General features: G+C 66.6%; 23 protein-coding genes. 4 read left to right on the top strand and 19 right to left on the bottom strand.

Translation table 11 applies throughout. The annotated features are described in order from the left end of the window. Positions 1–46 precede the first annotated feature (46 nt). The 6 genes from rpsK to soxR form a co-directional block, all read right to left on the bottom strand. Positions 47–436 carry a 30S ribosomal protein S11 gene (rpsK, locus tag KYX69_RS03160; protein WP_066579261.1) on the bottom strand — a complete coding sequence of 130 codons (390 nt, stop codon included), beginning with the start codon at positions 434–436 and terminating at the stop codon, positions 47–49. Positions 437–494: 58 nt separating this feature from the next. Beyond that, positions 495–863, bottom strand: a complete 369-nt coding sequence (gene rpsM, locus KYX69_RS03155; RefSeq protein WP_066659980.1) for a 30S ribosomal protein S13 — start codon at positions 861–863, stop codon at positions 495–497. A 405-nt stretch (positions 864–1,268) separates the two neighbouring features. Next, entirely contained in the window at positions 1,269–2,621 is a 1,353-nt protein-coding gene (locus KYX69_RS03150) for a tetratricopeptide repeat protein (RefSeq protein WP_300493605.1), read from the bottom strand. Between the two features lie 81 nt (positions 2,622–2,702). After that, positions 2,703–3,221: an SRPBCC domain-containing protein gene (locus KYX69_RS03145; RefSeq protein WP_300493603.1), complete on the bottom strand. Its 519-nt coding sequence runs from the start codon at positions 3,219–3,221 to the stop codon at positions 2,703–2,705. A 59-nt stretch (positions 3,222–3,280) separates the two neighbouring features. Further along, positions 3,281–5,467 (bottom strand): DPP IV N-terminal domain-containing protein, encoded by a 2,187-nt coding sequence (locus tag KYX69_RS03140; RefSeq protein WP_300494182.1) that lies wholly within the window; start codon positions 5,465–5,467, stop codon positions 3,281–3,283. 87 nt (positions 5,468–5,554) lie between these two features. Next, entirely contained in the window at positions 5,555–6,040 is a 486-nt protein-coding gene (gene soxR / locus KYX69_RS03135; RefSeq protein ID WP_300493602.1) for a redox-sensitive transcriptional activator SoxR, read from the bottom strand. Between the two features lie 73 nt (positions 6,041–6,113). On the opposite strand from soxR, the gene KYX69_RS03130 reads away from it, so the two are divergent. Beyond that, positions 6,114–6,488, top strand: a complete 375-nt coding sequence (locus tag KYX69_RS03130; RefSeq protein WP_300493600.1) for a VOC family protein — start codon at positions 6,114–6,116, stop codon at positions 6,486–6,488. A gap of 305 nt (positions 6,489–6,793) precedes the next feature. On the opposite strand, the gene ybaL is transcribed toward KYX69_RS03130, so the two are convergent. The 4 genes from ybaL to trmD all read right to left on the bottom strand — a co-directional run bounded on the left by ybaL (position 6,794) and on the right by trmD (position 10,248). Next, positions 6,794–8,431, bottom strand: a complete 1,638-nt coding sequence (ybaL, locus tag KYX69_RS03125; RefSeq protein WP_300493599.1) for a YbaL family putative K(+) efflux transporter — start codon at positions 8,429–8,431, stop codon at positions 6,794–6,796. A gap of 214 nt (positions 8,432–8,645) precedes the next feature. Beyond that, positions 8,646–9,035: a hypothetical protein gene (locus KYX69_RS03120; protein WP_300493597.1), complete on the bottom strand. Its 390-nt coding sequence runs from the start codon at positions 9,033–9,035 to the stop codon at positions 8,646–8,648. An 89-nt stretch (positions 9,036–9,124) separates the two neighbouring features. Further along, on the bottom strand, positions 9,125–9,517 hold the full coding sequence (gene rplS, locus KYX69_RS03115) for a 50S ribosomal protein L19 (protein ID WP_300493595.1): 393 nt from the start codon (positions 9,515–9,517) through the stop codon (positions 9,125–9,127). 5 nt (positions 9,518–9,522) lie between these two features. After that, on the bottom strand, positions 9,523–10,248 hold the full coding sequence (gene trmD, locus KYX69_RS03110) for a tRNA (guanosine(37)-N1)-methyltransferase TrmD (protein WP_300493592.1): 726 nt from the start codon (positions 10,246–10,248) through the stop codon (positions 9,523–9,525). 44 nt (positions 10,249–10,292) lie between these two features. Between trmD and KYX69_RS03105 the strand changes: the two genes are divergently transcribed. Beyond that, the gene (locus KYX69_RS03105; RefSeq protein ID WP_300493591.1) at positions 10,293–11,201 is read left to right on the top strand and encodes an NAD(P)/FAD-dependent oxidoreductase; all 909 of its coding nucleotides are present in this window, start codon (positions 10,293–10,295) and stop codon (positions 11,199–11,201) included. Between the two features lie 6 nt (positions 11,202–11,207). On the opposite strand, the gene KYX69_RS03100 is transcribed toward KYX69_RS03105, so the two are convergent. The 8 genes from KYX69_RS03100 to ffh all read right to left on the bottom strand — a co-directional run bounded on the left by KYX69_RS03100 (position 11,208) and on the right by ffh (position 17,382). Beyond that, the gene (locus KYX69_RS03100; RefSeq protein WP_300493588.1) at positions 11,208–11,597 is read right to left on the bottom strand and encodes a hypothetical protein; all 390 of its coding nucleotides are present in this window, start codon (positions 11,595–11,597) and stop codon (positions 11,208–11,210) included. 63 nt (positions 11,598–11,660) lie between these two features. After that, complete coding sequence (locus KYX69_RS03095; protein ID WP_300493586.1) at positions 11,661–13,157, bottom strand: serine hydrolase; 1,497 nt, start codon at positions 13,155–13,157, stop codon at positions 11,661–11,663. 49 nt (positions 13,158–13,206) lie between these two features. Further along, positions 13,207–13,707, bottom strand: a complete 501-nt coding sequence (locus tag KYX69_RS03090; protein ID WP_300493584.1) for an SRPBCC domain-containing protein — start codon at positions 13,705–13,707, stop codon at positions 13,207–13,209. After that, positions 13,704–14,036, bottom strand: a complete 333-nt coding sequence (locus KYX69_RS03085; protein ID WP_300493581.1) for a helix-turn-helix transcriptional regulator — start codon at positions 14,034–14,036, stop codon at positions 13,704–13,706. The genes KYX69_RS03090 and KYX69_RS03085 overlap by 4 nt, the downstream gene beginning before the upstream one ends. A gap of 47 nt (positions 14,037–14,083) precedes the next feature. After that, positions 14,084–14,815 carry a metallophosphoesterase family protein gene (locus KYX69_RS03080; RefSeq protein WP_300493578.1) on the bottom strand — a complete coding sequence of 244 codons (732 nt, stop codon included), beginning with the start codon at positions 14,813–14,815 and terminating at the stop codon, positions 14,084–14,086. After that, entirely contained in the window at positions 14,812–15,288 is a 477-nt protein-coding gene (rimM, locus tag KYX69_RS03075; RefSeq protein WP_300493575.1) for a ribosome maturation factor RimM, read from the bottom strand. Before rimM ends, KYX69_RS03080 begins: the two co-directional genes overlap by 4 nt. A gap of 3 nt (positions 15,289–15,291) precedes the next feature. After that, complete coding sequence (rpsP, locus tag KYX69_RS03070) at positions 15,292–15,786, bottom strand: 30S ribosomal protein S16 (protein ID WP_300493573.1); 495 nt, start codon at positions 15,784–15,786, stop codon at positions 15,292–15,294. A 111-nt stretch (positions 15,787–15,897) separates the two neighbouring features. Next, the gene (ffh, locus tag KYX69_RS03065; protein WP_300493571.1) at positions 15,898–17,382 is read right to left on the bottom strand and encodes a signal recognition particle protein; all 1,485 of its coding nucleotides are present in this window, start codon (positions 17,380–17,382) and stop codon (positions 15,898–15,900) included. A gap of 243 nt (positions 17,383–17,625) precedes the next feature. Here ffh and KYX69_RS03060 point away from each other — a divergent pair, with 243 nt between their 5' ends. Then, positions 17,626–19,263, top strand: coding sequence for an EAL domain-containing protein (locus tag KYX69_RS03060; protein ID WP_300494180.1), 1,638 nt, complete (start codon positions 17,626–17,628; stop codon positions 19,261–19,263). Between the two features lie 176 nt (positions 19,264–19,439). Here the strand turns inward: KYX69_RS03060 and KYX69_RS03055 are convergent, their stop codons facing one another. Continuing rightward, complete coding sequence (locus tag KYX69_RS03055) at positions 19,440–20,018, bottom strand: DUF924 family protein (protein ID WP_300493569.1); 579 nt, start codon at positions 20,016–20,018, stop codon at positions 19,440–19,442. Between KYX69_RS03055 and mtaB the strand changes: the two genes are divergently transcribed. Further along, a partial coding sequence (gene mtaB, locus KYX69_RS03050) for a tRNA (N(6)-L-threonylcarbamoyladenosine(37)-C(2))-methylthiotransferase MtaB (RefSeq protein ID WP_300493567.1) occupies positions 20,017–21,025 on the top strand: 1,009 nt, incomplete at its 3' end. The genes KYX69_RS03055 and mtaB overlap by 2 nt on opposite strands.

Genomic DNA, 21,025 nt, shown 5'->3' with positions numbered 1-21,025 from the left:
GCCCGGACCCGGCACCCCGAGTCCGCGACGGAGGCGGAAAGTCAAATCAGACGCGGCGACGCTTCGACGGGCGAACGCCATTGTGCGGGATCGAGGTCACGTCGCGGATCGACGTGATCTGGAAACCGACCGCCTGCAGCGCACGAAGTGCCGACTCACGGCCCGAACCCGGACCCTTGACCTCGACCTCGAGCGTGCGGACGCCGTGCTCGGCAGCCTTGCGGCCTGCGTCTTCGGCAGCGACCTGCGCGGCGTACGGGGTCGACTTGCGCGAGCCCTTGAAGCCCATCATGCCGGCCGACGACCAGCTGATCGCGTTGCCCTGGGCGTCCGTGATCGTGATCATGGTGTTGTTGAAGCTGGCGTTCACATGGGCGACGCCGGCGGTGATGTTCTTGCGTTCGCGACGGCGAAGACGCTGCGGTGCTTGTGCCATTATTCAGTAATCCTTCGAAAATCGAAGCAGGCGGGCCGTCGTGAAACGGCCCAGCGGCTTACTTCTTCTTGCCAGCGATCGGCTTCGCCTTGCCCTTGCGGGTGCGGGCGTTGGTGTGCGTGCGCTGACCGCGAACCGGCAGGCCCTTGCGATGACGCAGGCCGCGATAGCAGGCCAGATCCATCAGACGCTTGATGTTCATCGCGGTCTGGCGACGCAGGTCACCCTCGACCGTGTGGTCGGCGTCGATGGTTTCGCGGATCTGCAGCACTTCCGAATCGGTCAGGTCCTGCACGCGACGCTCAACGGTGATGCCGAGCTTTTCGGTGATTTCCTTGGCCTTTGCCGGGCCGATGCCGTGGATATACTGAAGCGCGATCAGTACGCGCTTGTTGGTGGGCAAGTTAACGCCCGCAATACGTGCCATGAACCAAATTCTCCCAGCTCCACGGGGCGTGCATGGCAGCAAACCCCATCTCGTCGCGTTGACCCGAAACGCATGCGCGCGGCAGACGCGCATGCACGCTGCCGTTGGCCGGTGTTTCGGAAGATGGGCGACATATTGACCACGGCCCGCGCTGTCAAGCGCCGGACCGAGGGAAAAATCGGTTCGGAAGCCATACACCAAATCGGGGTGGTGGCCAAGTGCACGCGGCTGGCACCCGTCTCATTGCCGGACGGACAGATCCCACGCGGCGGCGACCTGTCCGGTGAACAGATCGCGCATCACATCGATGCGATCGCGGCCGTCGGCGCTGGTCAGCTCCACGTCCTTGAGCTCGGCCAGTGCAGCTCGCCCCGCTTCCCGATACAATGTGCGGCGCTCGGCAGGTCAGGTCCGCCGCTTGTGCAGGATGCGGGCAAGGTCGCCGCGCAGGCCGACGGCCCACGGGTGACCGGGCGGATAGGCCGCATCGCCGAGCGCAACCGCCTTGCGCAGAGCCGCTTCAGCTTCGACCAGGCGGTTCATTAGCCCCAGCAGCACGCCGTAATTGCCATAGTCCAAAGCCAGATCCGCCCGATCGTCGTCCGTCTGCGTGCGGCGTTCCTGTAGTGCAATAGCATCCAGCAGCAGCTTCTCGGCCTCGCGATACCGTTCTTGGTCCATCAATATCGACGCATAGTTGGCCATGGCATTGGCCAGCGTGGTTTCATTGGGGTCGCAATGACGGCGGCAAAGATCGAGCGCATGCGCCATGGCGGCATCCGCCTCGGCACCGCGCCTAAGCGTCCATAGTGCTCCAGCAAGGTCGTGCAGCGCCCCACGCAACCGGGAATCGTCGGGCGGCAAGTTGCGTTCATACAAGGCGACGAGCTGACGCAGGACCAACGCAGCCTCGCCGGTCCGCCGCTGAATGTTGAGGTTGCGGCCTACCAAGCTCAATGCCTCCCCGATTGATGCCGGGTCGGGTTGCGCCGCCGCCTCACGGATGGCGAGTGCGCGGGCGAACATCACCCCTGCCTCGCTGATCCGCTCTTGCCGGGCGAGCACTTTGCCGAGCGCGATGGTCCGCGCGGACAGGCCGGTCGCATCGGACGGCGATGCCGCCTCGAGCAGCGCGATCGCCCGTCGATACATCGCCTCCGCCTCCGCAAAACGCCTTTGCTCATCAAGAACGACCGCCAGCGCATGGACCAGCGCATACAGATCGGTTTCATGAACCTTGGCACCCGCTTCAACGACCGCCATCGCCGCGCGCAGCTCGATCCCAGCCTCCTCCAACCGCCCCTGGCGGTAGAGATTGGTACCAAGGGCATAGCGGATCGAAACCAGCTCGCGATGACCGGGCGGATAGTGCGCGCCGGCCAGCGCCAGCGCTTCGCGCAACAGTGCTTCGGCTTCCATCCGGCGTCCGATGAATTCGACCGGATAGGCAAGCACTACCCGCGCGCGGGTGCGGCGGGGATTGTTGGCTTTGGGCAAGTGATCGGCGATGGCCAACGCCTCTCGCCCGGTCGCGACCGCCGCGGTGAGCTGCGCCGCACGCGTCTGCGAACTGGTGAGCGCGAGCATCAGGTCGAGACAGGGCGCTGGCTCCGGCGCGCTGGCGCGACATTCGGCCAGCGTCTTTGCAATAGTCTCGGCGGCGGTTGCGTGCTCGCCCCGCGCACTGGCCGCAAGCGCCTCCGCGGGGACGCGCCAACGCGTTGTGCCAGCGTCCGCAGGCACCTGCGCGATCAACATAAGAGCGGCGAGCGCGGGAATCATCGCGATATCACGCCAGTGAGATGACCGGGCAACAACGGACGCTCTCCGACAGATGCGTCAATCGCGCTCCGCCGCCGCCTTCAGGCCCGGCATCTGCGCGGCGATGACCCCGTCGACGGGCGCGGCGAGGTTGGCGAGGCCGGCGGGATGGAAGCCGCCGACGACATAGGTGACGGTGAGCGCGGTCCCCTGCCCCTCGGGCTTAAGCGCGAAGGTCATCGTCGCGGTCACCGCCCCGCTCTGCAGCGGCCCGAACGCGCCCGACAGGCGCAGCGTCTTGCCGCGTACGGCGTAGAGCGTGCGGCCATGTTCGACCGCGCCGCCATCCAGCTTTTCGCACCAGCAGCCGCCGGGGCGCGTGTCCCAGCTGATGTTCGCGCTGTCGCCGGAGTAGGTGTGATCCTTGCTCCACCACAGCGATGGCCGGGCGATGGTGTCCCACACCTTTTCCGGCGGGGCGGCGATGACCAGCTTGTGGGTCGAGACGAAGGCGGTGGCATCCGACTGGGTCAGCTCCGCCGCCGCCGGTCCAGCAGCCAGCGTCAGTGCCGTCGCTGCTGCAACCAGTGCCTTCATGCTCCCCCTCCCCGCCAATTTAGACAGGGAGGGTGCGCCGGTGCCTCCAGATGGTCAATTCATTTCGCGGGCGGCGCGTCCTTGCCCATGTGGCGGTCGAGGAAGTTGAGGATCGTGGTCCACAGATGCACGCTGATGCCCGGCCCGGCGACGCGGTGCGTCTGGCCGGGGTAGAGCATCGTTTCGAACGGCACCGCCGCGCCCTGCATCTTCGCCATCATCACGGTCGAATGTTCCAGCACAACATTGTCGTCGGCCATGCCGTGGATCAGCAGCAGCGGATCGGTGATCTTGGTGGCATCGGCGACCGTGTTCGCCTTGTCATACGCCGCCTGAACCTGACGCGGGTCGCCCATGTACCGCTCGGTATAATGGGTGTCGTACAGTTCCCATTTGCTGACCGGCGCGCCGGAGATGCCCGCCGCAAAGGTGCCGGGCGCTGCCTGAAGCATCTTGAGCGTCATATAGCCGCCATAGGACCAGCCATAGGTCGCGATGCGGTTGGCATCGACGAAATCGAGGCCCTTGAGATACGCCGCACCGGCGAGCTGATCCTCGACCTCGACCCCGCCCATGGCTTGATAGAGGTGATCCTCGAACGCCTTGCCGCGATTGGCCGCGCCGCGATTGTCGAGCACGAACCAGATATAGCCGCGATCGACCAGATATTGCTGGAGCGCCCCGCCCCAGGCGCGGCTGACCTGCTGCGAATGCGGGCCGCCATAGTGGTGGAAGAAGACGGGGTATTTCTTGCCCGGCTCCAGCTTGGGCGTGATCATTTCCCAGTGCAGGACGGTGCCGTCCGCCGCCTTGATCGTTCCGAACTGCTTCTGCTGATGGCTGGCGAGATAGGGGGCGTAGGGGTGGTCGCCCGCGACCTTGTTCTCGTTCACCCAGGCGATGCGCTTGCCCGCCGCGTCGGTGAGCATGACCTGCGACGGCTGATCGCTCTTTGAGCGGGTCAGGATGATCTTGCTGGCGGTACCGTTCGCGCTGGCACCGTGCCACCAGCCGGGTTCGGTGATGCGGGTCACGACGCCGGGCTTGTTCAGGTTCACCGTGTAGAGATGGCGTTCGAGCACGCCGTCCTTGTTGCCGGTGAAGGTGATGCGGCCGCTTGGCTCATCCACCCCGACGATGTCGGCGACTTCCCAGTCGCCCTTGGTCAGCTGAGTCCACTTGCCCGATTTGAAGCGGTAGAGATGGCCATGACCGTCGCGCTCGGACCACCAGATCAGGCTGCCGTCCTGCATCGGGTGATAGGCGTCGGACAGGTTGATCCAGCTGCGCTCGCCCGACTTCTCGCTGAACAGCACGCGCGACACGCCGGTCACGGGATCGACTGCGAGCATGTCGAGCACGGTCTGCGCGCGGTTCTGGCGCTGGACGAGCAGGGTCTTGCCATCGGGCGTCCAGTCGACGCGGGCGAGGTAGATGTCGGTTTCGGCGCCGAGGTCGACCTTGACCCGGCCCGACCCGTCCGGGTTCATGACATAGAGGTCGACCAGCACATTGGCGGTCCCCGCCTTGGGATAGCGCTGGTCGTAGATCTTCGTCCCCTCCGCCCCGATCGCGGCGCGGCTGACGATGCCGACGGGGCTTTCGTCGAAGCGCTGGACGGCGATGCGTTTATCATCGGGTGACCACCAGTAACCGGTGCGGCGGCCCATTTCCTCCTGCGCAACGAACTCGGCCTCGCCGAAATAGACATTGCCCTTGCCTTCGGTGGTCGCCTTGACCTCCTTGCCGCTGCCGAGGTCGAGCACGACGAGATTCTGGTCGCGCACGAAGCTGGCATAGCCGCCGCGCGGGCTGATCACCGGGTTCAGCTCGCCGCCTTCGGTCGCGGTCAGGCGGCGGACATTGCCGTCGAGTGTCGCGAGATAGAGATCGCCGTCGAGCGGGACGAGGATCGACTTGCCATCGGGTGCCCAGTCATAAGCGACAATGCCCTTGCTCCCGCCGATCCTGGCGCGCTCGCGCTGCATCTTCTCCGCTTCGGAAAGTTCTGCGCCGGTGCCGAGCTTGAGGCTGTCGACCAGCATCCGCCACTGGCCGGTCGCGGTGTCCATTGCCCACAGGTCGAAGCGCTGATTGTCGTCAGCCCGGTTGCGCAGGACGGTGACGAGCGTGCCATCGGGCGACAGGCGCAGCGCGCGCGGCGTGGTGCCGGCGAGGTCGGGGCTGGCGAAGACGCGCTCCAGCGTCAGGTCGCCGCTTGCCACCTGCTGCGCCTCAACCGGCATCGCCACCCCCGCCGACACTAACGCCATCGCACCCAGTGCCGCTTTCCACATCCTGCAACCCGTCCATCTTGTCCATTGTCCGCATGCCTATCGGGCTTCCCGGGGGCGAGGTAAAGTCTCACCCGCAACCGCATCGCTCAGCACATAGCGTGGGCCAGCGCCGGTGGAGGCAGCTTCGTCGCCCGGATTGTAGAGACCGCATTTCTTGAGCGACAGGCAGCCGCAGCCGATGCAGCCGTCCAGCTTCTCGCGCGTCCGCTCCAGCAGCGCGATGCGGCGGTCGATCTCGGCGCGGAAATGGCGGCTGATGCGCGTCCAGTCGGCCGCAGTCGGGGTGCGGCCTTGGGGCAGGCGGTTCAGCTCGGTCGCAATCTCCTCGATCGTCAGCCCCAGTCTCTGCGCGATCAGCGCGAAGGACAGGCGGCGGATGTCGGAGCGCAGGAAACGGCGCTGGTTGCCGCTGGTTCGGATCGGCGCGACCAGCCCCCGCCCCTCATAGAAACGGATCGCCGAGACGCTGAGCCCGGTCCGCGCCGCCAGGTCGCCGATGGTGAGCAATTCGTTGCCGCGCATTTTCCGTTTGACCTCAACTTATGTTGAGGTTGTAGCGGGGCTGGGCACCAACGCAAACCGCAAAGGAATTGCCATGCCCACGACCTTTATCGAACACGTCAATGTGACCGTCACCAACCCGGCGCGCACCGCGAAGCTGATCCAGCATCTGTTCGGCTGGCACATCCGCTGGCAGGGGGCCGCGCGCGATGGGGGCATGTCGATCCATGTCGGCGACGACCGCTGCTACCTCGCGCTCTATGCCCCACCGGTTGAGGGCGAGCGGCGCTACCCCAAGGGACAGCCGCTCAACCATGTCGGGTTCGTGGTCGACGATCTGGATGCGATCGAGGCCAAGGTCGCGGCGGCGGGGCTGAAACCGTTCGGCCATGACGACTATGAGCCGGGGCGGCGGTTCTATTTCTTCGATTTCGACGGGATCGAGTTCGAGATTGTGAGCTATGGGTGATTGTTCATCCTCCCCCGCCAGGGGGAGGTTTGAGCGCAGCTGACGGAGGGGGAGGAAGGGGTTCGGATTGAGTCGAGAGCACATCGCCGTCCTCCCCCTCCGACGCCTTCGGCGCCACCTCCCCCCTGGCGGGGGAGGATTAGCACGCACCTTCCTTCTTAGCCCTCTCCCGCTTGCGGGAGAGGGTTGGGTGAGGGTCTTCTTCTTGGGTCGCGCGACGCGGGAAGAAGAAGAAGAAGAAGAAGACCCTCCCCTGCCCCTCCCGCAAGCGGGAGGGGTTTTGAGAACGAAGAAGAAGGAGTGGGTTACGCCCGCCCTGCGCGCACCGCGCACAGGCTGAGCATGCGGTTGGCGATTTCGCGTTCGCCCATCACGACGTCGCCTGCACCGCGCGCTTCGAGATGCTCAACTTCCGCATCCGAATGGGCACGAGCGACGACGGCGATGCCGGGGTTGAGTTCGCGCGCCGCCTGAACGACCGCGCCGCCCTCGAACCCCTCGGGGATCGCGATGAGCAGCTTCGCCGCGCGATCGACCCCGGCGGCCTTCAACGCTTCGGGATCGACGCCGTTACCGCGCACCACGTCGAGCCCGGCCTCCTTCGCGACCTTGGCGATGTCAGCCTGATCCTCGATCAGGATGAACGGGCGCTTGCGGGCGAGCAGATCGCGCGCGATCAGCTTGCCGACCCGGCCATAGCCGACCAGCACGATATGGCCGGTGCGGTCGCCGGTATCGAGCGGCGGCTCGATTGGGTCGGTCCGCTCCTGGCGGCGCGGGACGAAGGCGTTGAAGATGAACGGGTTGGCGAGGATCGACAGCAGCGCGCCGGCCAGCACCAGATCGCGCCCTTCCGGCGGAAGGATCTGCAGCGACACGCCCAACCCCACAAGAATGAACGAGAATTCGCCGATCTGGGCGAGGCTGGCGGCGGCGGTCACCGCGATGCGGTGCGTGCGGCCCAGGGCACGGACGATTGCATAGGCGACCAGCGATTTGCCCACGACGATGATCAGGAAGGTCGCGATCAGGGGCAGCGGCTGCTCCACGATCACCGCCGGGTTGAACAACATGCCGACCGACACAAAGAACAGCACCGCGAACGCATCGCGCAGCGGCAGGGTCTCTTCGGTCGCCTGACGGCTGAGCGGCGTTTCGCCCAGGATCATGCCGGCGAAGAAGGCGCCGAGCGCGAAGGACACGTCGAACACCACCGCCGCGCCGAATGCGACGCCGAGTGCGATGGCAAGGACGGCAAGGCGGAACAGTTCGCGGGAGCCGGTGTGGACCACCCAATGCAGCGCCATCGGGATCACGCGGCGCGCGACCAGCAGCATGACGACCAGGAAGCCGGTGACCTTGAACCCGATCTGCGCCAGCGGCACCAGCAGCGCGCTCCACGTCATCGGGCCTTCGCTTTTCATGATCTGGGCCAGCACCGGCAGCAGCACCAGCGCGAGGACCATCACCAGATCCTCGACGATCAGCCACCCGACCGCGATCCGACCGCGTTCGGTATCGACAATGCCGAACCCCTGCAGCCCGCGCAGCAGCACCACCGTACTCGCGACCGACAAGGCAAGGCCGAAGACGAACCCGGCGAGCGGGTCCCAGCCCAGCGTCCAGGACAGGCCCATGCCCATCACCACCGCAGCAGCGATCTGCCCGATCGCCCCGGGCACCGCGATCTTGCGCACCGCGAGCAGGTCGCGGAGCGAGAAGTGCAGGCCGACGCCGAACATCAGCAGGATCACGCCGATCTCGGCGAGTTCGGCGGCCAGGTCGCCATCGGCGACGAAGCCGGGCGTGAATGGCCCGACCATGATGCCGGCGAGGAGGTAGCCGGCAATCGGCGAAACCTTCATCTTGTGGGCGATCGCCCCCATGATGAAGGCGATCACGAGACCCGCGACAATCGTGGCGATAAGCGGCGTGTGGTGCATAGGCTGGCGTTATCCCTGTAGTTGCCCGGACCGCGGTTGACGGTCCGGGCAGTGCGGTTAGCCCTGGGTTCCCCCGATCACGAGCGCGGCAGCAGCGGCACTTGCCGCAACCCCGCCCCAGACGACCGGTGCGAACCACCAGGGTGGCCGCTTCTTCTTTTCCTGTTCCATGACAATACTCCCGATGACGCCGTGGCCGGCGAAAGGGCGGATGTCAGGCGAGCGGCGGGCCGCGCGGGCTGCCGTCGAGTACGGAATGCGGATCGAGGGGGAGCGGTTCTGGCGCAACGGCATGCGCGGAGCCATTCCATGCCGGTGAAACAATCGCGACCGGTACCACGGAACTGGCGGCAATACCGCTGGCACCCGCCGCCGGGCCATCATCCCGGCGGGCGGTGTCTGCGACGATGCGGGGTGCCGGACGGATCGGCTTGAGCACCACGGACGTGGTTGCGGGGTTGAATGCGGAGCCGAGCGCCGTGGTCCGCGGAAATCCGCTGCTGAGCAGCGAGGAGGCCAGTGCGACGAGCAGGGCCATCCACAGCGCCGCCGCCCGGACTGGCCGGGTAGTTGGGGCGGCGAAGGCGATGGAGCGGGCTGTCACCGCTCCAACTTAGTGTCGCAGGCCGCAGAATCAAACGGGGCGCGGAAGCTTTCGCCCCGCGCCCCGCGCTTGTTCGTGCCGAAGGCCGATTACTCGGCGGCTTCGGTGGTCTTGGCCGGACGCGGGTCGCGGCGCTCGGCGATACGCGCCGACTTGCCGGTACGACCGCGCAGATAATAGAGCTTCGCACGACGCACGACGCCGCGACGGACGACTTCGATGCTGTCGATGTTCGGCGAATAGAGCGGGAAGACGCGCTCGACGCCCTCACCGAACGAAATCTTGCGCACGGTGAAGTTGCTGCCCATGCCCTTGTTGGCGCGGGCGATGCAGACGCCTTCATAGGCCTGAACGCGGGTGCGCTCGCCTTCGACGACCTTCACGCCGACGCGGACGGTGTCGCCGGGGCGGAATTCGGGGATCTTCTTTTCAGCGGAGAACTTCGCGACGTTCTCGGCCTCGATCTGCTGGAGCAGGTTCATGGCTCTCATTCCTTTTCGCGCCGCGCGCCAGAGGGAGACTGGACCCGAGCGCCCTCATGGCGCTCCCAAAGATCCGGCCTCCTTAGCCGTGTATCGGTCTCCGCCTGTTGCTTGCGCCAGGCGTTGATCCGCGCATGATCCCCCGATCGCAGCACTTCGGGGATCGTGCGCCCTTCCCATTCGACGGGTCGGGTAAATTGCGGATATTCGAGGAGGCCGCTTTCGAAGCTTTCCTCGACTCCGCTGGAAGGCGCGCCCATTACACCGGGAAGCAGCCGAATGCAAGCGTCGAGCAGCACGAGTGCGCCCATCTCGCCGCCCGACAGGACATAGTCGCCGATCGACACCTGCTCGATCGGCCGCGCGTCGAACAAGCGCTCGTCGAACCCCTCGAACCTTCCGCACAGGATCGATACGCCGGGACCGGCGGCGAGCGCGCGGACGCGGTCCTGTGTCAGCGGTGCGCCGCGCGGGGTCATCGCCAGCATCGGGCGGTCGTAACCCACGCTGTCACAGGCAGCGGCGAGGATATCGGGCTTAAGCACCATCCCCGCCCCGCCCCCGGCCGGCGTGTCATCGACGGTGCGGTGCTTGTCGGTCGCGAAGTCACGGATCTGGACGGTGTCGAGCGACCACTTCCCCTCATTCAGCGCGCGCCCGGCGATCGACGCGCCGAGCGGGCCGGGAAACATGTCGGGGTAAAGCGTTAAGACGGTCGCGGCGAAGGTCATCGCACCTGTTCGCCGCTTGAACGCCAATTGGCAAGGGAGCGGGCATGGAAGATTGCATCATCATCGGCGCGGGACCGGCCGGGTTGACAGCGGCGATCTATCTGGCGCGTTATCACCTGTCGATCCGGCTGTTCGATTGCGGGTCGAGCCGCGCGGCGCTGATCCCGAGGACGCACAATCATGCCGGCTATCCCGAGGGCATCGCGGGGGTCGAGTTGCTGCGGCGGATGCTGGCACAAGCGGAACTGTATGGCGCGGTGCGTGAGGCGGCCAAGGTGACGCGGCTCGAGCCCGTGGCGGATGGCTTTATCGTCCATGCCGGCGCGCGGCGGGTTGCGACGCGGTCGGTGCTGCTGGCGACCGGTGTGGTCAATCACCGCCCCGAGGGGCTGGAGGATGCGGTGCATGATCCGGCGCTGGCGCGCGGGCTGCTGCGCTACTGCCCGGTGTGCGACGGCTATGAGGTTACCGACACGCGTGTGGGCGTGATCGGGACCGGCGACCATGGGATGCGCGAGGCACTGTTCCTGCGCGGCTTCACCCGCGACGTGACGCTGATCGCGCCGGACGTGGAGCATCGACTGGATGCGGCGTGTGTCGCCAAGCTGGAGGAAGCGGGGATCGCGCGAGTCGACGGGCCATGCGGGGGCTATGCGATCGAAGGCGACCGGATTGCGCTGGATACCGCGCATGGGCGGATGGCGTTCGACAGCCTCTACCCGGCGCTGGGGTCGCGCATCCGATCCGACCTGGCGGTTGCGGCGGGCGCGGCGGCGACGGCGGAGGGGTGCCTTGAGGTCGATGATCACCAGCGCACCAGCATCCCCGGCCTGTTTGCGGCGGGCGATGTGGTGAAGGGGCTGGACCAGATCAGCAATGCGATGGGCCAGGCGGGGGTCGCGTCAACGACGATCCGGAATATGCTGAGCGCGCAGCGGGCGATTTGGCGGTAGTGCGGCCTAACGCTCGCCAGCGGCAGCGCACGAAATCTCGGTCTCGAAAGCTGTCGGCAAGGTGAGAGAGAGCCCTCCGACATATCCCGCAACAGTCAGCACTGTGCCAACAAACAGCAGCAGGCGCTGAGCGCGCGTGCCGACGGCCGTGACATAGGTTCCCGCGACGGCATAGATCGCGAAGAACGGAGCCGCGATCCACCAATGCAGCTCTTGCGGCGTGCTGCATTCGGACGCGATCGGGAATGATGCGGTGAAGCCCGCGGCAGTCAGCGCCGCTTCAGCCACAATGACGGCGATCCATCCCTTGGCTGCATTGCGGTTTGGCAAGGTTTCAACTCCAGAGATAGGCAAGCGCCTTCGTGCCTTTGTCGCCCCGGGCTTGACCCGGGGCAAGGCTTCTTCGTCGAGCTCAAAGAGGAAGCCCGGCCCCGGCTCAAGACCGGGGCGACGGTGAGGTTAGTTTTGCGTCGGGAAGAACCGCAGCGCCTGGATCGTCGGCGGGTTCGTTGGGGCCATCAGGATTTGGCCGTCGAGTTTGCCCTTGGCGCAATTCCAGCGGAAATTGACCGAGAGGTTGCCGGTCGCGAAGAGCGGTTCGGCGGTGGGACAGTCGCCGACCATCGCCTTGATCCGCGCGAATTCCGTCCGCCAGTGGGCGGCGTCGCGGTCGAGCAGGAAATTTATCGCGAGCTTGCCGTCGAGCGGCTTGAGGTCGCCTGCGGCATAGGCGGCCCGAGCGGCATTGTGCATCTGGACGAGCAACGGATTGGGCGGGGTCGCGCCGGGCTCTGCCGCCCCTGCCCGCGCGAGCGACCAGAGCGACTGCCACACCGGTACGGCGGGCGCGGTATAGGTCTTGTTGGTGAAGGCGAAGGCGGCGATGCCGCGTTCTGGGGCGAGGACGACATAGCTGCCATAGCCGGGATAGCCGCCGCCATGTTCGAGCGCGGTGCCAAGGTCGCAGTCGCTGGTGATGCGCATGCCCATGCCATAGGCGGTGCCGTGGCGGCACGTATCGCCCTCCGGCGCGCCGCGGCGCGGGCCGACGCGGACGAAGTTGAGGCCCTGCACCATCTCGCGCACCGTGGCGCGCTTGACCGGGCCGGTTTCGGCGCCGTCGCGCGGGGGCCATGCGGAGAGCAGGAAGCTCACCCATTTAGCATAGTCGTCGGCGGTGGTGATCATGCCGCCCATCGCGCCGAACGCGCCATCGCGCATTTCCGGCTCGAGCACCCATGTCTCGTCCTGCCAGCGATAGCCGAGCGCGAGCTTGTCGCGCGGCACCTTGGCGATGTCGTAGGTGGTCGCGGTCATGCCGAGCGGCTGGAGGATCGTGCGCCCGATATAGGCTTGGTAGGGCTGGCCCGAGGCATTGGTGATGATCCGGCCGAGCAGCGCATAGCCGTAGTTGGAATATTCGTGCGCCATGCCGCCGGTGCGGCTCCACGGCACGCCCTGTGTGATCATCGCGCTGAACTCCGCCTCGCTCAGCACCTGTTGGCGGTCGCCCCACGGATCGTCGGTGACCATGCCGCCGACATGGGCGAGCAGGTCGCGGATGCGGATGCGCGGGCTGTCGGTCGTGGGGTATTTCCAGCCGCGCATTTCGGGGATGTGCTGTTCGGCCAGATCGTCGAGGCGCAGCTTGCCGTCGTCGCGCAATTTGAGGATCGCGAGCGCGGTGAACGCCTTGCTCATCGACGCGATGCGGAAGCGGGTGTCGAGCGTGACTGGCGCGCCGCCGGGGGTCTGGGTGCCGACCATCGCGGACAGTGCAGGCTTCCCGTCCTTGACGATCATATAGACCATGCCGGGGGTCGGGTTCTGGTCGCGATATTTGGCGAAATGGTCGCCGATTTCGGTGACTTGCGCGGGCGGGATCTGGCCCGTTGGCGTCTGAGCGAGCGCGGGCAGCGGGGCGAGCGCGAGGGCGGCGGCGAGGCGGAGCTTCATGGCGCGCAGCCAATCAGAAATCCGCCCCGCACGCAAACCCCTGCGCGCGTCAGCCCGCGAGGTAGCTGTCGAGCTTGTCGAAGCTGCCGCTCCAGCCGCCGGTCATTGATTCCATCGCCGCGACGAAGCTGGCCGCCTGCTCCGCCGTCGGATCGACCGGGATCCAGCGCAGCGTGATGCGCGTGCCGCCTGCAACCGCCTCGAACCGGATATCGGTGCGTAGCGTTGCGGGCCAGGCGTCGAAGAACGGGCATGGCACGATGTTGCCGTCGGCGTCGGCGAAGCTCTGGTCATAGACAAGGTGGTCGGGGCGATCGACGGTGCGATAGTCGCACAGCGTGTAGAGCACGCCGCCATCCGCCGCGTCGGAGCGCGCGTGGAGCTGCGCGCCGCTTTCGATGGTGCCGCTGAGCACGGTCACCTGCGTCCCCTCCGGCCCCGACCAGCGCGCCATCTGGACCGGATCGGCCCAGGCGTCGAACACGCGGTCGATCGGGGCGGCAAAGGTGCGCTGGATCGTGAATTCGGGGGTCACGGCGGCGTCGGTCATGCGGGGTCTCCAGTGTTGAGCGTGGCGAGATAGGCGTCGAGGCGGTCGAACTTCGCATCCCAGTCGGCGCCGAGCCGGTCGAGCCAGTCGGCGGGGAGCGCGAGCGCGGCACGGTTGAGGCGGCGCGGGCGCGACTGGCCGGCGGTGGCGGTTTCGACGAAACCGGCGCGTTCGAGCACCTTGAGGTGCTTGGAAATGGCGGGCTGGCTGACCGCAAACGGCGCGGCGAGTTCGGACACGGTCGCCTCCCCCTTAGCCAGTCGCGCCAGGATCGCGCGGCGGGTGGGGTCGGCCAGGGCGGCGAAGGCTAGATCGAGCGACTCATCCATAGCCATATGGATATATAACTTGATGGATATGTAAAGCGCTATTGGGCTCAGGCCATTCCTGTGCGCAGTGCGATGGCCCAGTCGGGGCGCCCTTCCCGCTCCGCCTTCTGCGCCGCGCTCGCATGATCATAGGCGATGGCGCGCAGCTCGACCTGAAGGTCACGGACCAACGCGTAGCGGGCGCGCGGGTCGCCGGTCTGCGCGACATGGGGATAGGGTTGGTCTTCGCGATAGGCCTGCAGACCGACGCTGCCGGGATTGGCGGCGGTGCGGCCATCGCCCAGCGTGCGGACGCCGGGGAGGTGCGAGTGGCCGCACAGGGTGAGCAGTGCGGCCTCGTCTCCCAGCCGCTCGGCGATCTCGGCAGCGCTCGCGGCGCGCAGGCCCGTCGGCTCGACCGTTTCCAGCAGCTGCTCGACATCGCTGCGGCGGGTGCCGTGGACGAGGCGGATGCCGTCGATGCTCAGCGTCGCGGGCTGAGCGGCGAGCCAGCGCAACTGCGTGTCATCGAGCGCGGCGCGGGCGAAGCGATCGGACGCGTTCATCCGCTCGGGCGCGTCGCTGAGTAGCTGGCGCTCATGGTTGCCGGCGATGGTCGTCCAGTCGAGCCGCATCAGCAACGCGGCCGTCTCTGCCGGCCACAGCGGGCCGGACAGGCTGTCACCCAGATTGACGAAACGCGTCGCGCCCGCCGCCTGCGCGTCAGCGATCACCGCTTCCAGCGCGGGCAGATTGCCATGGATGTCGGACAGGACGGCCAGCATGCCGTCCGTGCTCATTCCGCCCAGCCGTCGGCGATGGTGAGCGTGGTCGCGTCCCAACTGGGCACGGCTTCCGCACGCATCGGCACCATGAAGCGCTTGCCGTCGGGCTTTTCGATTTCGAGCACGTCACCCGCGCCGAAATTCTCGACCGTCACGATCGTGCCGATCGGTTCGCCGCTTTCGGACACGGCGTTCAGGCCGAACAGGTCGGCATGGTAATATTCGCCCTCACCCAGCGGCGGAAGTTCGTCGCGCGCGACGGTGAGTTCGATGCCGCGCAGTGCTTCGGCGGCGTTGCGGTCGGCGACTTCCGCAAAGCGCGCGATCGCGCCATTGTTGCCGGGGCGCACCGATTTGAGGGTCAGCGCGCCGCCGTTGAAACGGCGGTGCACCGACAGGTCCTCGGCAAAGACCTTGAGGCGGACCTCCCCCGTCACGCCGTGCGCGCCGATGATGACGGCGAGCGTGACGGGGGCGTCGTTAGCCAAGGATCAGCCCTCGGCCTTTTCTTCGCCACCTTCGGCAGCCGGAGCTTCCTCGGTGGTCGCTTCTTCAGCGGCCGGGGCTTCTTCAGCGGCGGACTCTTCGGCCGGGGCGGCAGCGGCGGCTTCGGCAGCGGCCTTGGCTTCGGCGGCGGCTTCCTCGGCGGCCTTCAGCTTCTCGGCCTTTTCTTCGGCGCGCTCGACGGCCTTTTCGCCCGGCTTGCCCTTGTTCGGGTTGTTCTTCGCGGTGCGCTCCTTGACGCCGGTGACGTCGAGGAAGCGGGCGACGCGGTCGGTCGGCTGCGCGCCGACGCTCAGCCAGTGCTTCGCGCGATCGGTGTCGAGCACGATGCGCTTCTCGTCATCCTTGGCGAGCAGCGGGTTGTAGGTGCCGATCTTCTCGATGAACTTGCCGTCGCGGGGCGAGCGCGCATCGGCAACGACGATGCGGTAATAAGGGCGCTTCTTCGAACCGCCACGCGACAGACGCATGCTGAGAGCCATTGTGTACTTCCTTCTTCTTTTCAATTCGTCGCCCCGGCGGAGGCCGGGGCCGCTATGTTTCAGTGTTCCCGCCTTGCCACAGGGCGGCCCCGGCCTCCGCCGGGGCGACGGCTATTTCTTCTTGTTCAAAAACTTGGCGAGCTCGGGCGGAATGTCGCCGCCACCGCCGGGAAGACCCGGAAGCCCGCCGCCGGGCCCGCCGAGCTTGCCCATCATGTCACCCATGCCCGGGCCGCCCAGCGCATTGCCAAGGCCGCCCATGCCGCCTTTGCCCAACATTCCGAGCATGCCCTTGAGGCCGCCCATCTTCTTGAGCCGCTTCATCGCGGTGGACATTTCCTGGTGCATCTTGAGCAGTTTGTTCACGTCCTGAACGGTCGTGCCGCTGCCCTTGGCGATGCGGATCTTGCGCTTGGCGTTGATCAGTTCGGGCTTGGCGCGTTCCTTGACGGTCATCGAGGTGATGATCGCGTCCATGCGCAGCAGAATCTTGTCGCCGCCGGCCTGTTCGACCGCGCCCTGCGCCTTCTTCATGCCGGGGATCATGCCAGCGAGCGCGCCCAGGCCGCCCATCTTGCGCATCTGCGCAAGCTGGCCGCGCAGGTCGTTCATGTCGAACTGCCCCTTGGCGAGGCGCGCCGCCATCTTCTCGGCGTCTTCCTGCTCGATCGCTTGCGCGGCCTTTTCGACCAGCGAGACGACGTCGCCCATGCCGAGGATACGGCCCGCGACGCGCGAGGGGTGGAACGGCTCGATCTGATCAAGCTTTTCGCCGATGCCCGCGAACTTGATCGGCTTGCCGGTGACCGCGCGCATCGACAGCGCCGCACCGCCGCGTGCATCGCCGTCCATGCGGGTCAGCACGACGCCGGTCAGCGGGACCTGATCGCTGAAATTCTGCGCGACGTTGACCGCGTCCTGACCGGTCAGCGAGTCGACGACGAGCAGGATTTCCTGCGGCTTGGAGATGTCGGCAACCGCCTTCATCTCGTCCATCAGCTGCTGGTCGACATGCAGGCGGCCAGCGGTGTCGAGCATCAGCACGTCGAAGCCCTGCAGCTTCGCCGCCTGCATCGCACGACGACCGATATCGACCGGCTGCTGACCCGCGACGATCGGCAGGGTCGCGACCTCGATCTGGGTGCCGAGCACCGCCAGCTGTTCCTGCGCGGCCGGGCGATTGACGTCGAGCGACGCCATCATCACCTTCTTGCCCTGCTTCTTGAGCAGGCGGGCGAGCTTGGCGGTGGTGGTGGTCTTGCCCGAACCCTGCAGGCCGACCATCATGATCACGGCGGGCGGGGTGACGTCGATCTGAAGCTCGGCAGTGTCGGGGCCGAGCATCGCGACCAGCGCGTCATTGACGATCTTGACGACCTGCTGCCCCGGCGTGACCGAGCGCAGCACCTGCTGGCCGACCGCTTCCTCGGTCACCTTGTCGACGAACTGGCGGGCGACCGGCAGCGCGACGTCAGCCTCGAGCAGCGCGATACGCACTTCGCGCATCGCGGTCCGCACATCCGCTTCGGTCAGCGCGCCACGGCCCTTGAGACGGTCAAATACGCCGCCAAGCCGTTCGCTCAGACTGTCAAACACTCGCTTCTCCCATTGCTCTCACGTCCGAAACGCATAAAACGCCGGCGGACGAAACCTCGTCAGCCAGCGTTGCCCGGGGGCATATGTCGTCGCGTTCGTGAGAACGGTCGGAGGCGCGCTTAGCCGCATTCCTAGATAAGTGCAACTGCGGCGACGTTAACCCTCTTCCTGCGATTGCCTTAACCCCTTCTACACGGTCGGCATGGGATATCCCCGGTTCATATGAAGGGGAGCAATTCCGGCATGTCGCTGGGCATCGACGACGACCAGTCCGACCGCAACGGCGCGGGATCCGACCTGATCACGGGTGCGATCAGCGTTGCCGCGATTCTGATGTTCGTCGGCACCGGCAGCTCGGTCCTGTCGAAGACGCTGCGCCATTATCTGGAGGGCGCCGCCCCGGCCGATCGCACGCTAGTGATCGCGCTGCTGCTCAACGTTGCGCTGATCCTGTTCGGCTGGCGCCGCCACCGGGGCCTCAGCAACGAAGTGCGCATCCGCGCCGCTGCTGAGGAGCGTGCGCAGATGCTCGCCAGCCGCGACCCGCTCACCGGATTCCTCAACCGCCGCAGCCTGGCCGAAGAGGGCGCGGCGATGTTCGTGCGCGGGCAAAAGCGGCGCAAGGCGATGGCGATGATGATCATCGACCTCGATCACTTCAAGACCGTCAACGACATGCACGGCCACGCGGTGGGCGACGCACTGCTGCGCGCTGCAGCGGGCGAGATTGCCGGCGCGATGCCGCCGATCGCGCTGACCGCGCGGCTGGGCGGCGACGAGTTTGCCTGCGCCTTCCTGTTCGACCCGCAGCATCCCGACTTGATCGAACGGATCGCGGAGAAGCTGATCGCGCAGATGGCGCAGCCGTTCGAGGCCGAAGGGCTGCGGCTGCATGTCAGCTGTTCGGTCGGCATCGCGCGGTCGGACTTCGACTGCCAGTCGGTCGATTCGCTGATGCGATCGGCGGACATCGCGATGTATGTCGCCAAGAAATCGGGCCGCAACCGCTATGCCTGGTTCGACCATTCGATGGAGCGCGAACTGCAGACGCGCAACGAGCTGGAAAACGGCCTGCGCACCGCGATCCCGCGCGGCGAGATCGTCCCCTATTTCGAACAGCAGATCGACCTGCAGACCGGCAAGCTGATCGGGTTCGAGGTGCTTGCGCGCTGGGAACACCCCACCCGCGGCCTGATCAGCCCCGAGCTGTTCATCCCGATCGCCGAGGAAACCGGCCTGATCGCGGACATGTCATTGTCGCTGATGCACCAGGCGTTCACCGCCGCGCGCGACTGGGACAGCTCGCTCAGCCTGTCGGTGAACATCTCCCCGGTTCAGCTGCGCGATGCGTGGTTGGCGCAGAAGATCATCAAGGTGCTGACCGAGACGCGCTTCCCGGCGAGCCGGCTGGAGGTTGAGATCACCGAAAGCTCGCTGTTCGACAATCTCTCGCTTGCCCAGTCGATCGTCGGCAGCCTGAAGAATCAGGGGGTCCGGCTGGCGCTCGACGATTTCGGCACCGGTTATTCGTCGCTGGCGCATCTGCGCGCGCTGCCGTTCGACCGGATCAAGATCGACAAGAGCTTCGTGATTTCACTCAACGAAAGCGCGGATTCGGCGGCGATCGTCAACGCAATCGTGTCGCTGGGCGAAAGCCTCAACCTGCCGATCACTGCCGAGGGCGTGGAGGACGAGGCGATCGCCGCGCGGCTGAAGGCGCTGGGCTGTGCCAAGGCGCAGGGCTGGCATTATGGCAAGCCGCTGTCGGTCAGCGGCGCGCGCCGCCTGCTCGCGGAACGCCGTCTGCTGGTGCAGGCGCCGGTTGAGCCGACGATCGAGAGCGAGCTGCCGGTGCAGCGTCCGGACCGGATGGCGGGGTAATCAATTCCTCCCCTGCCTCGCAGGGGAGGTGGCAGCACGAAGTGCTGACGGAGGGGCCGCCGCTGCAAGCGGCGGAATTTTGCCGAGCTGTTTGACGGCCGTCTACGCGGCCGCCCCTCCACCACCGGCTTCGCCGGCGGTCCCCCTCCCCCAGCGAGCTGGGGGAGGAATTGAGTCTACCACCCCGCATCCGGCCGCTTCAGATACTCCAATTCCTCCGCCGTGGACTCGCGGCCAAGCGCTGCGTTGCGGCTTGGAAAACGGCCGAATTGCTCGATCACCACCGCATGCTCCATCGCGAAGCGCAGATTCTCGGCGCGGCCCAGCGCGGTGAATTTCTCAAGGCACATCCGATGCGCCTCGACACTCTCGGCGTGCATCAGCGGCATGTAGAGGAACGTCGCGCGCTCCGGCACCAGGTCGCGGTCCCAGCCCTTGCCGATCGCCTCCAGCGTCAGGGCGAGCGCCAGCGGATCGGCGGCGAACGCCTCAGGCGTCCCGCGATGGATGTTGCGGCTGAACTGGTCGAGCAGGATCACCGCCGCGAGCAGCGCATCCGGATCGTCACGCCACCCCGCCGCGCCGCTCGCCAGCACGACATCGCGCGCATGGCCGAAGCGGCGCGCAATCTCCGCATCGACCGCATCGTCCTTGGCAAATTGCTGCTCGGGCTTCAGTTCATCGAACCAATAGTCCAGCACCGCCTTCGCGCACGCATGGACTTCGACCCCTTGCGTCTCTAGATCGCCCGTCATGTCGTCCTCCATTGTCGCACCTGAGGTAATCAGCCTTGGCTGTCGGCTCAACCTTGCCGAAAGCGAAACGATCCGCGCGCTGTTGGGGTCCAGCGATGTGGTGGTCGTCAACAGCTGTGCGGTGACCAACGAAGCGGTGCGCCAGACGCGGCAGGCGATCCGCCGCGCGCGGCGGGCGCGACCCTCGGCGCAACTGGTGGTGACCGGCTGCGCGGCGCAGATCGACCCGGCCTCGTTCGGCGCGATGCCGGAGGTGGATCGGGTGATCGGCAATGCCGAAAAGCTGGTCCCGGCATCATGGGTCAGCGACGACGCGGCCTTGGTGCAGGACATCATGGCGGTGCGCCAGACTGCGCCGCATCTGGCCGCGAGCTTTTCCGCGCATGTCCGCGCCTTTGTCGAGGTGCAGAATGGCTGCGATCATCGCTGCACCTTCTGCGCGATCCCGTTCGGGCGGGGGAATAGCCGCTCAGTGCCTGCGGGCGCGGTGATCGATCGGGTGCAGGCTTTGGTCGAAGCGGGGCATCGCGAGATCGTACTGACCGGGGTCGACCTGACCAGCTATGGGCCCGATCTGCCCGGTGCGCCGACGTTGGGCCAACTGGTCGAGCGGGTGCTGGCGCATACGGCGGTCGAGCGGTTGCGGCTGTCCTCGCTCGACGGGATCGAGATTGACGAGCGGCTGTTTGCGCTGCTGACGCAGGAGCGGCGGGTGCTGCCGCATGTGCATCTGTCGCTGCAGGCGGGCGATGACATGGTGCTCAAGCGGATGAAGCGACGGCATTCGCGCGCACAGTCGGTGGCATTGGTGGAGCGACTGAAGGCGGCACGGCCCGACATCGCGATCGGCGCGGACCTGATCGCGGGCTTTCCGACCGAGGATGACGCGATGGCCGCCAACACGCTGGCGCTGATCGACGATTGCGACATCGTGCATGCGCATATCTTCCCCTACAGCCCGCGCGCGGGCACGCCGGCGGCGCGCATGCCGCAGGTTGCGCCCGGGG

It is taken from the genome of Sphingomonas sp., from assembly GCF_030145815.1.
Lineage (GTDB): Bacteria > Pseudomonadota > Alphaproteobacteria > Sphingomonadales > Sphingomonadaceae > Sphingomonas.
The sequence above is the reverse complement of the archived record's forward strand: the minus strand, read 5'-3'. Positions and strand labels throughout refer to the sequence as shown.

What these genes read in the sequence shown, in the direction of transcription:
- rpsP (WP_300493573.1), bottom strand. Translation starts at nt 15,786, where the DNA reads ATGGCTCTCAGCATGCGTCTGTCGCGTGGCGGTTCGAAGAAGCGCCCT.
- soxR (WP_300493602.1), bottom strand. Translation starts at nt 6,040, where the DNA reads ATGCGCGGCAACGAATTGCTCACCATCGGCGACCTGGCGGCGCGGACC.
- KYX69_RS03130 (WP_300493600.1), top strand. Translation starts at nt 6,114, where the DNA reads ATGCCCACGACCTTTATCGAACACGTCAATGTGACCGTCACCAACCCG.
- rpsK (WP_066579261.1), bottom strand. Translation starts at nt 436, where the DNA reads ATGGCACAAGCACCGCAGCGTCTTCGCCGTCGCGAACGCAAGAACATC.
- rpsM (WP_066659980.1), bottom strand. Translation starts at nt 863, where the DNA reads ATGGCACGTATTGCGGGCGTTAACTTGCCCACCAACAAGCGCGTACTG.
- KYX69_RS03055 (WP_300493569.1), bottom strand. Translation starts at nt 20,018, where the DNA reads ATGACGGGCGATCTAGAGACGCAAGGGGTCGAAGTCCATGCGTGCGCG.
- KYX69_RS03095 (WP_300493586.1), bottom strand. Translation starts at nt 13,157, where the DNA reads ATGAAGCTCCGCCTCGCCGCCGCCCTCGCGCTCGCCCCGCTGCCCGCG.
- trmD (WP_300493592.1), bottom strand. Translation starts at nt 10,248, where the DNA reads ATGACCTTCGCCGCGACCGTCTTAACGCTTTACCCCGACATGTTTCCC.
- KYX69_RS03145 (WP_300493603.1), bottom strand. Translation starts at nt 3,221, where the DNA reads ATGAAGGCACTGGTTGCAGCAGCGACGGCACTGACGCTGGCTGCTGGA.
- ybaL (WP_300493599.1), bottom strand. Translation starts at nt 8,431, where the DNA reads ATGCACCACACGCCGCTTATCGCCACGATTGTCGCGGGTCTCGTGATC.
- KYX69_RS03140 (WP_300494182.1), bottom strand. Translation starts at nt 5,467, where the DNA reads ATGCCGGTTGAGGCGCAGCAGGTGGCAAGCGGCGACCTGACGCTGGAG.
- rplS (WP_300493595.1), bottom strand. Translation starts at nt 9,517, where the DNA reads ATGAACCTGCTCCAGCAGATCGAGGCCGAGAACGTCGCGAAGTTCTCC.
- KYX69_RS03060 (WP_300494180.1), top strand. Translation starts at nt 17,626, where the DNA reads ATGTCGCTGGGCATCGACGACGACCAGTCCGACCGCAACGGCGCGGGA.
- KYX69_RS03090 (WP_300493584.1), bottom strand. Translation starts at nt 13,707, where the DNA reads ATGACCGACGCCGCCGTGACCCCCGAATTCACGATCCAGCGCACCTTT.
- KYX69_RS03085 (WP_300493581.1), bottom strand. Translation starts at nt 14,036, where the DNA reads ATGGATGAGTCGCTCGATCTAGCCTTCGCCGCCCTGGCCGACCCCACC.
- KYX69_RS03080 (WP_300493578.1), bottom strand. Translation starts at nt 14,815, where the DNA reads ATGAGCACGGACGGCATGCTGGCCGTCCTGTCCGACATCCATGGCAAT.
- KYX69_RS03105 (WP_300493591.1), top strand. Translation starts at nt 10,293, where the DNA reads ATGGAAGATTGCATCATCATCGGCGCGGGACCGGCCGGGTTGACAGCG.
- KYX69_RS03150 (WP_300493605.1), bottom strand. Translation starts at nt 2,621, where the DNA reads ATGTTGATCGCGCAGGTGCCTGCGGACGCTGGCACAACGCGTTGGCGC.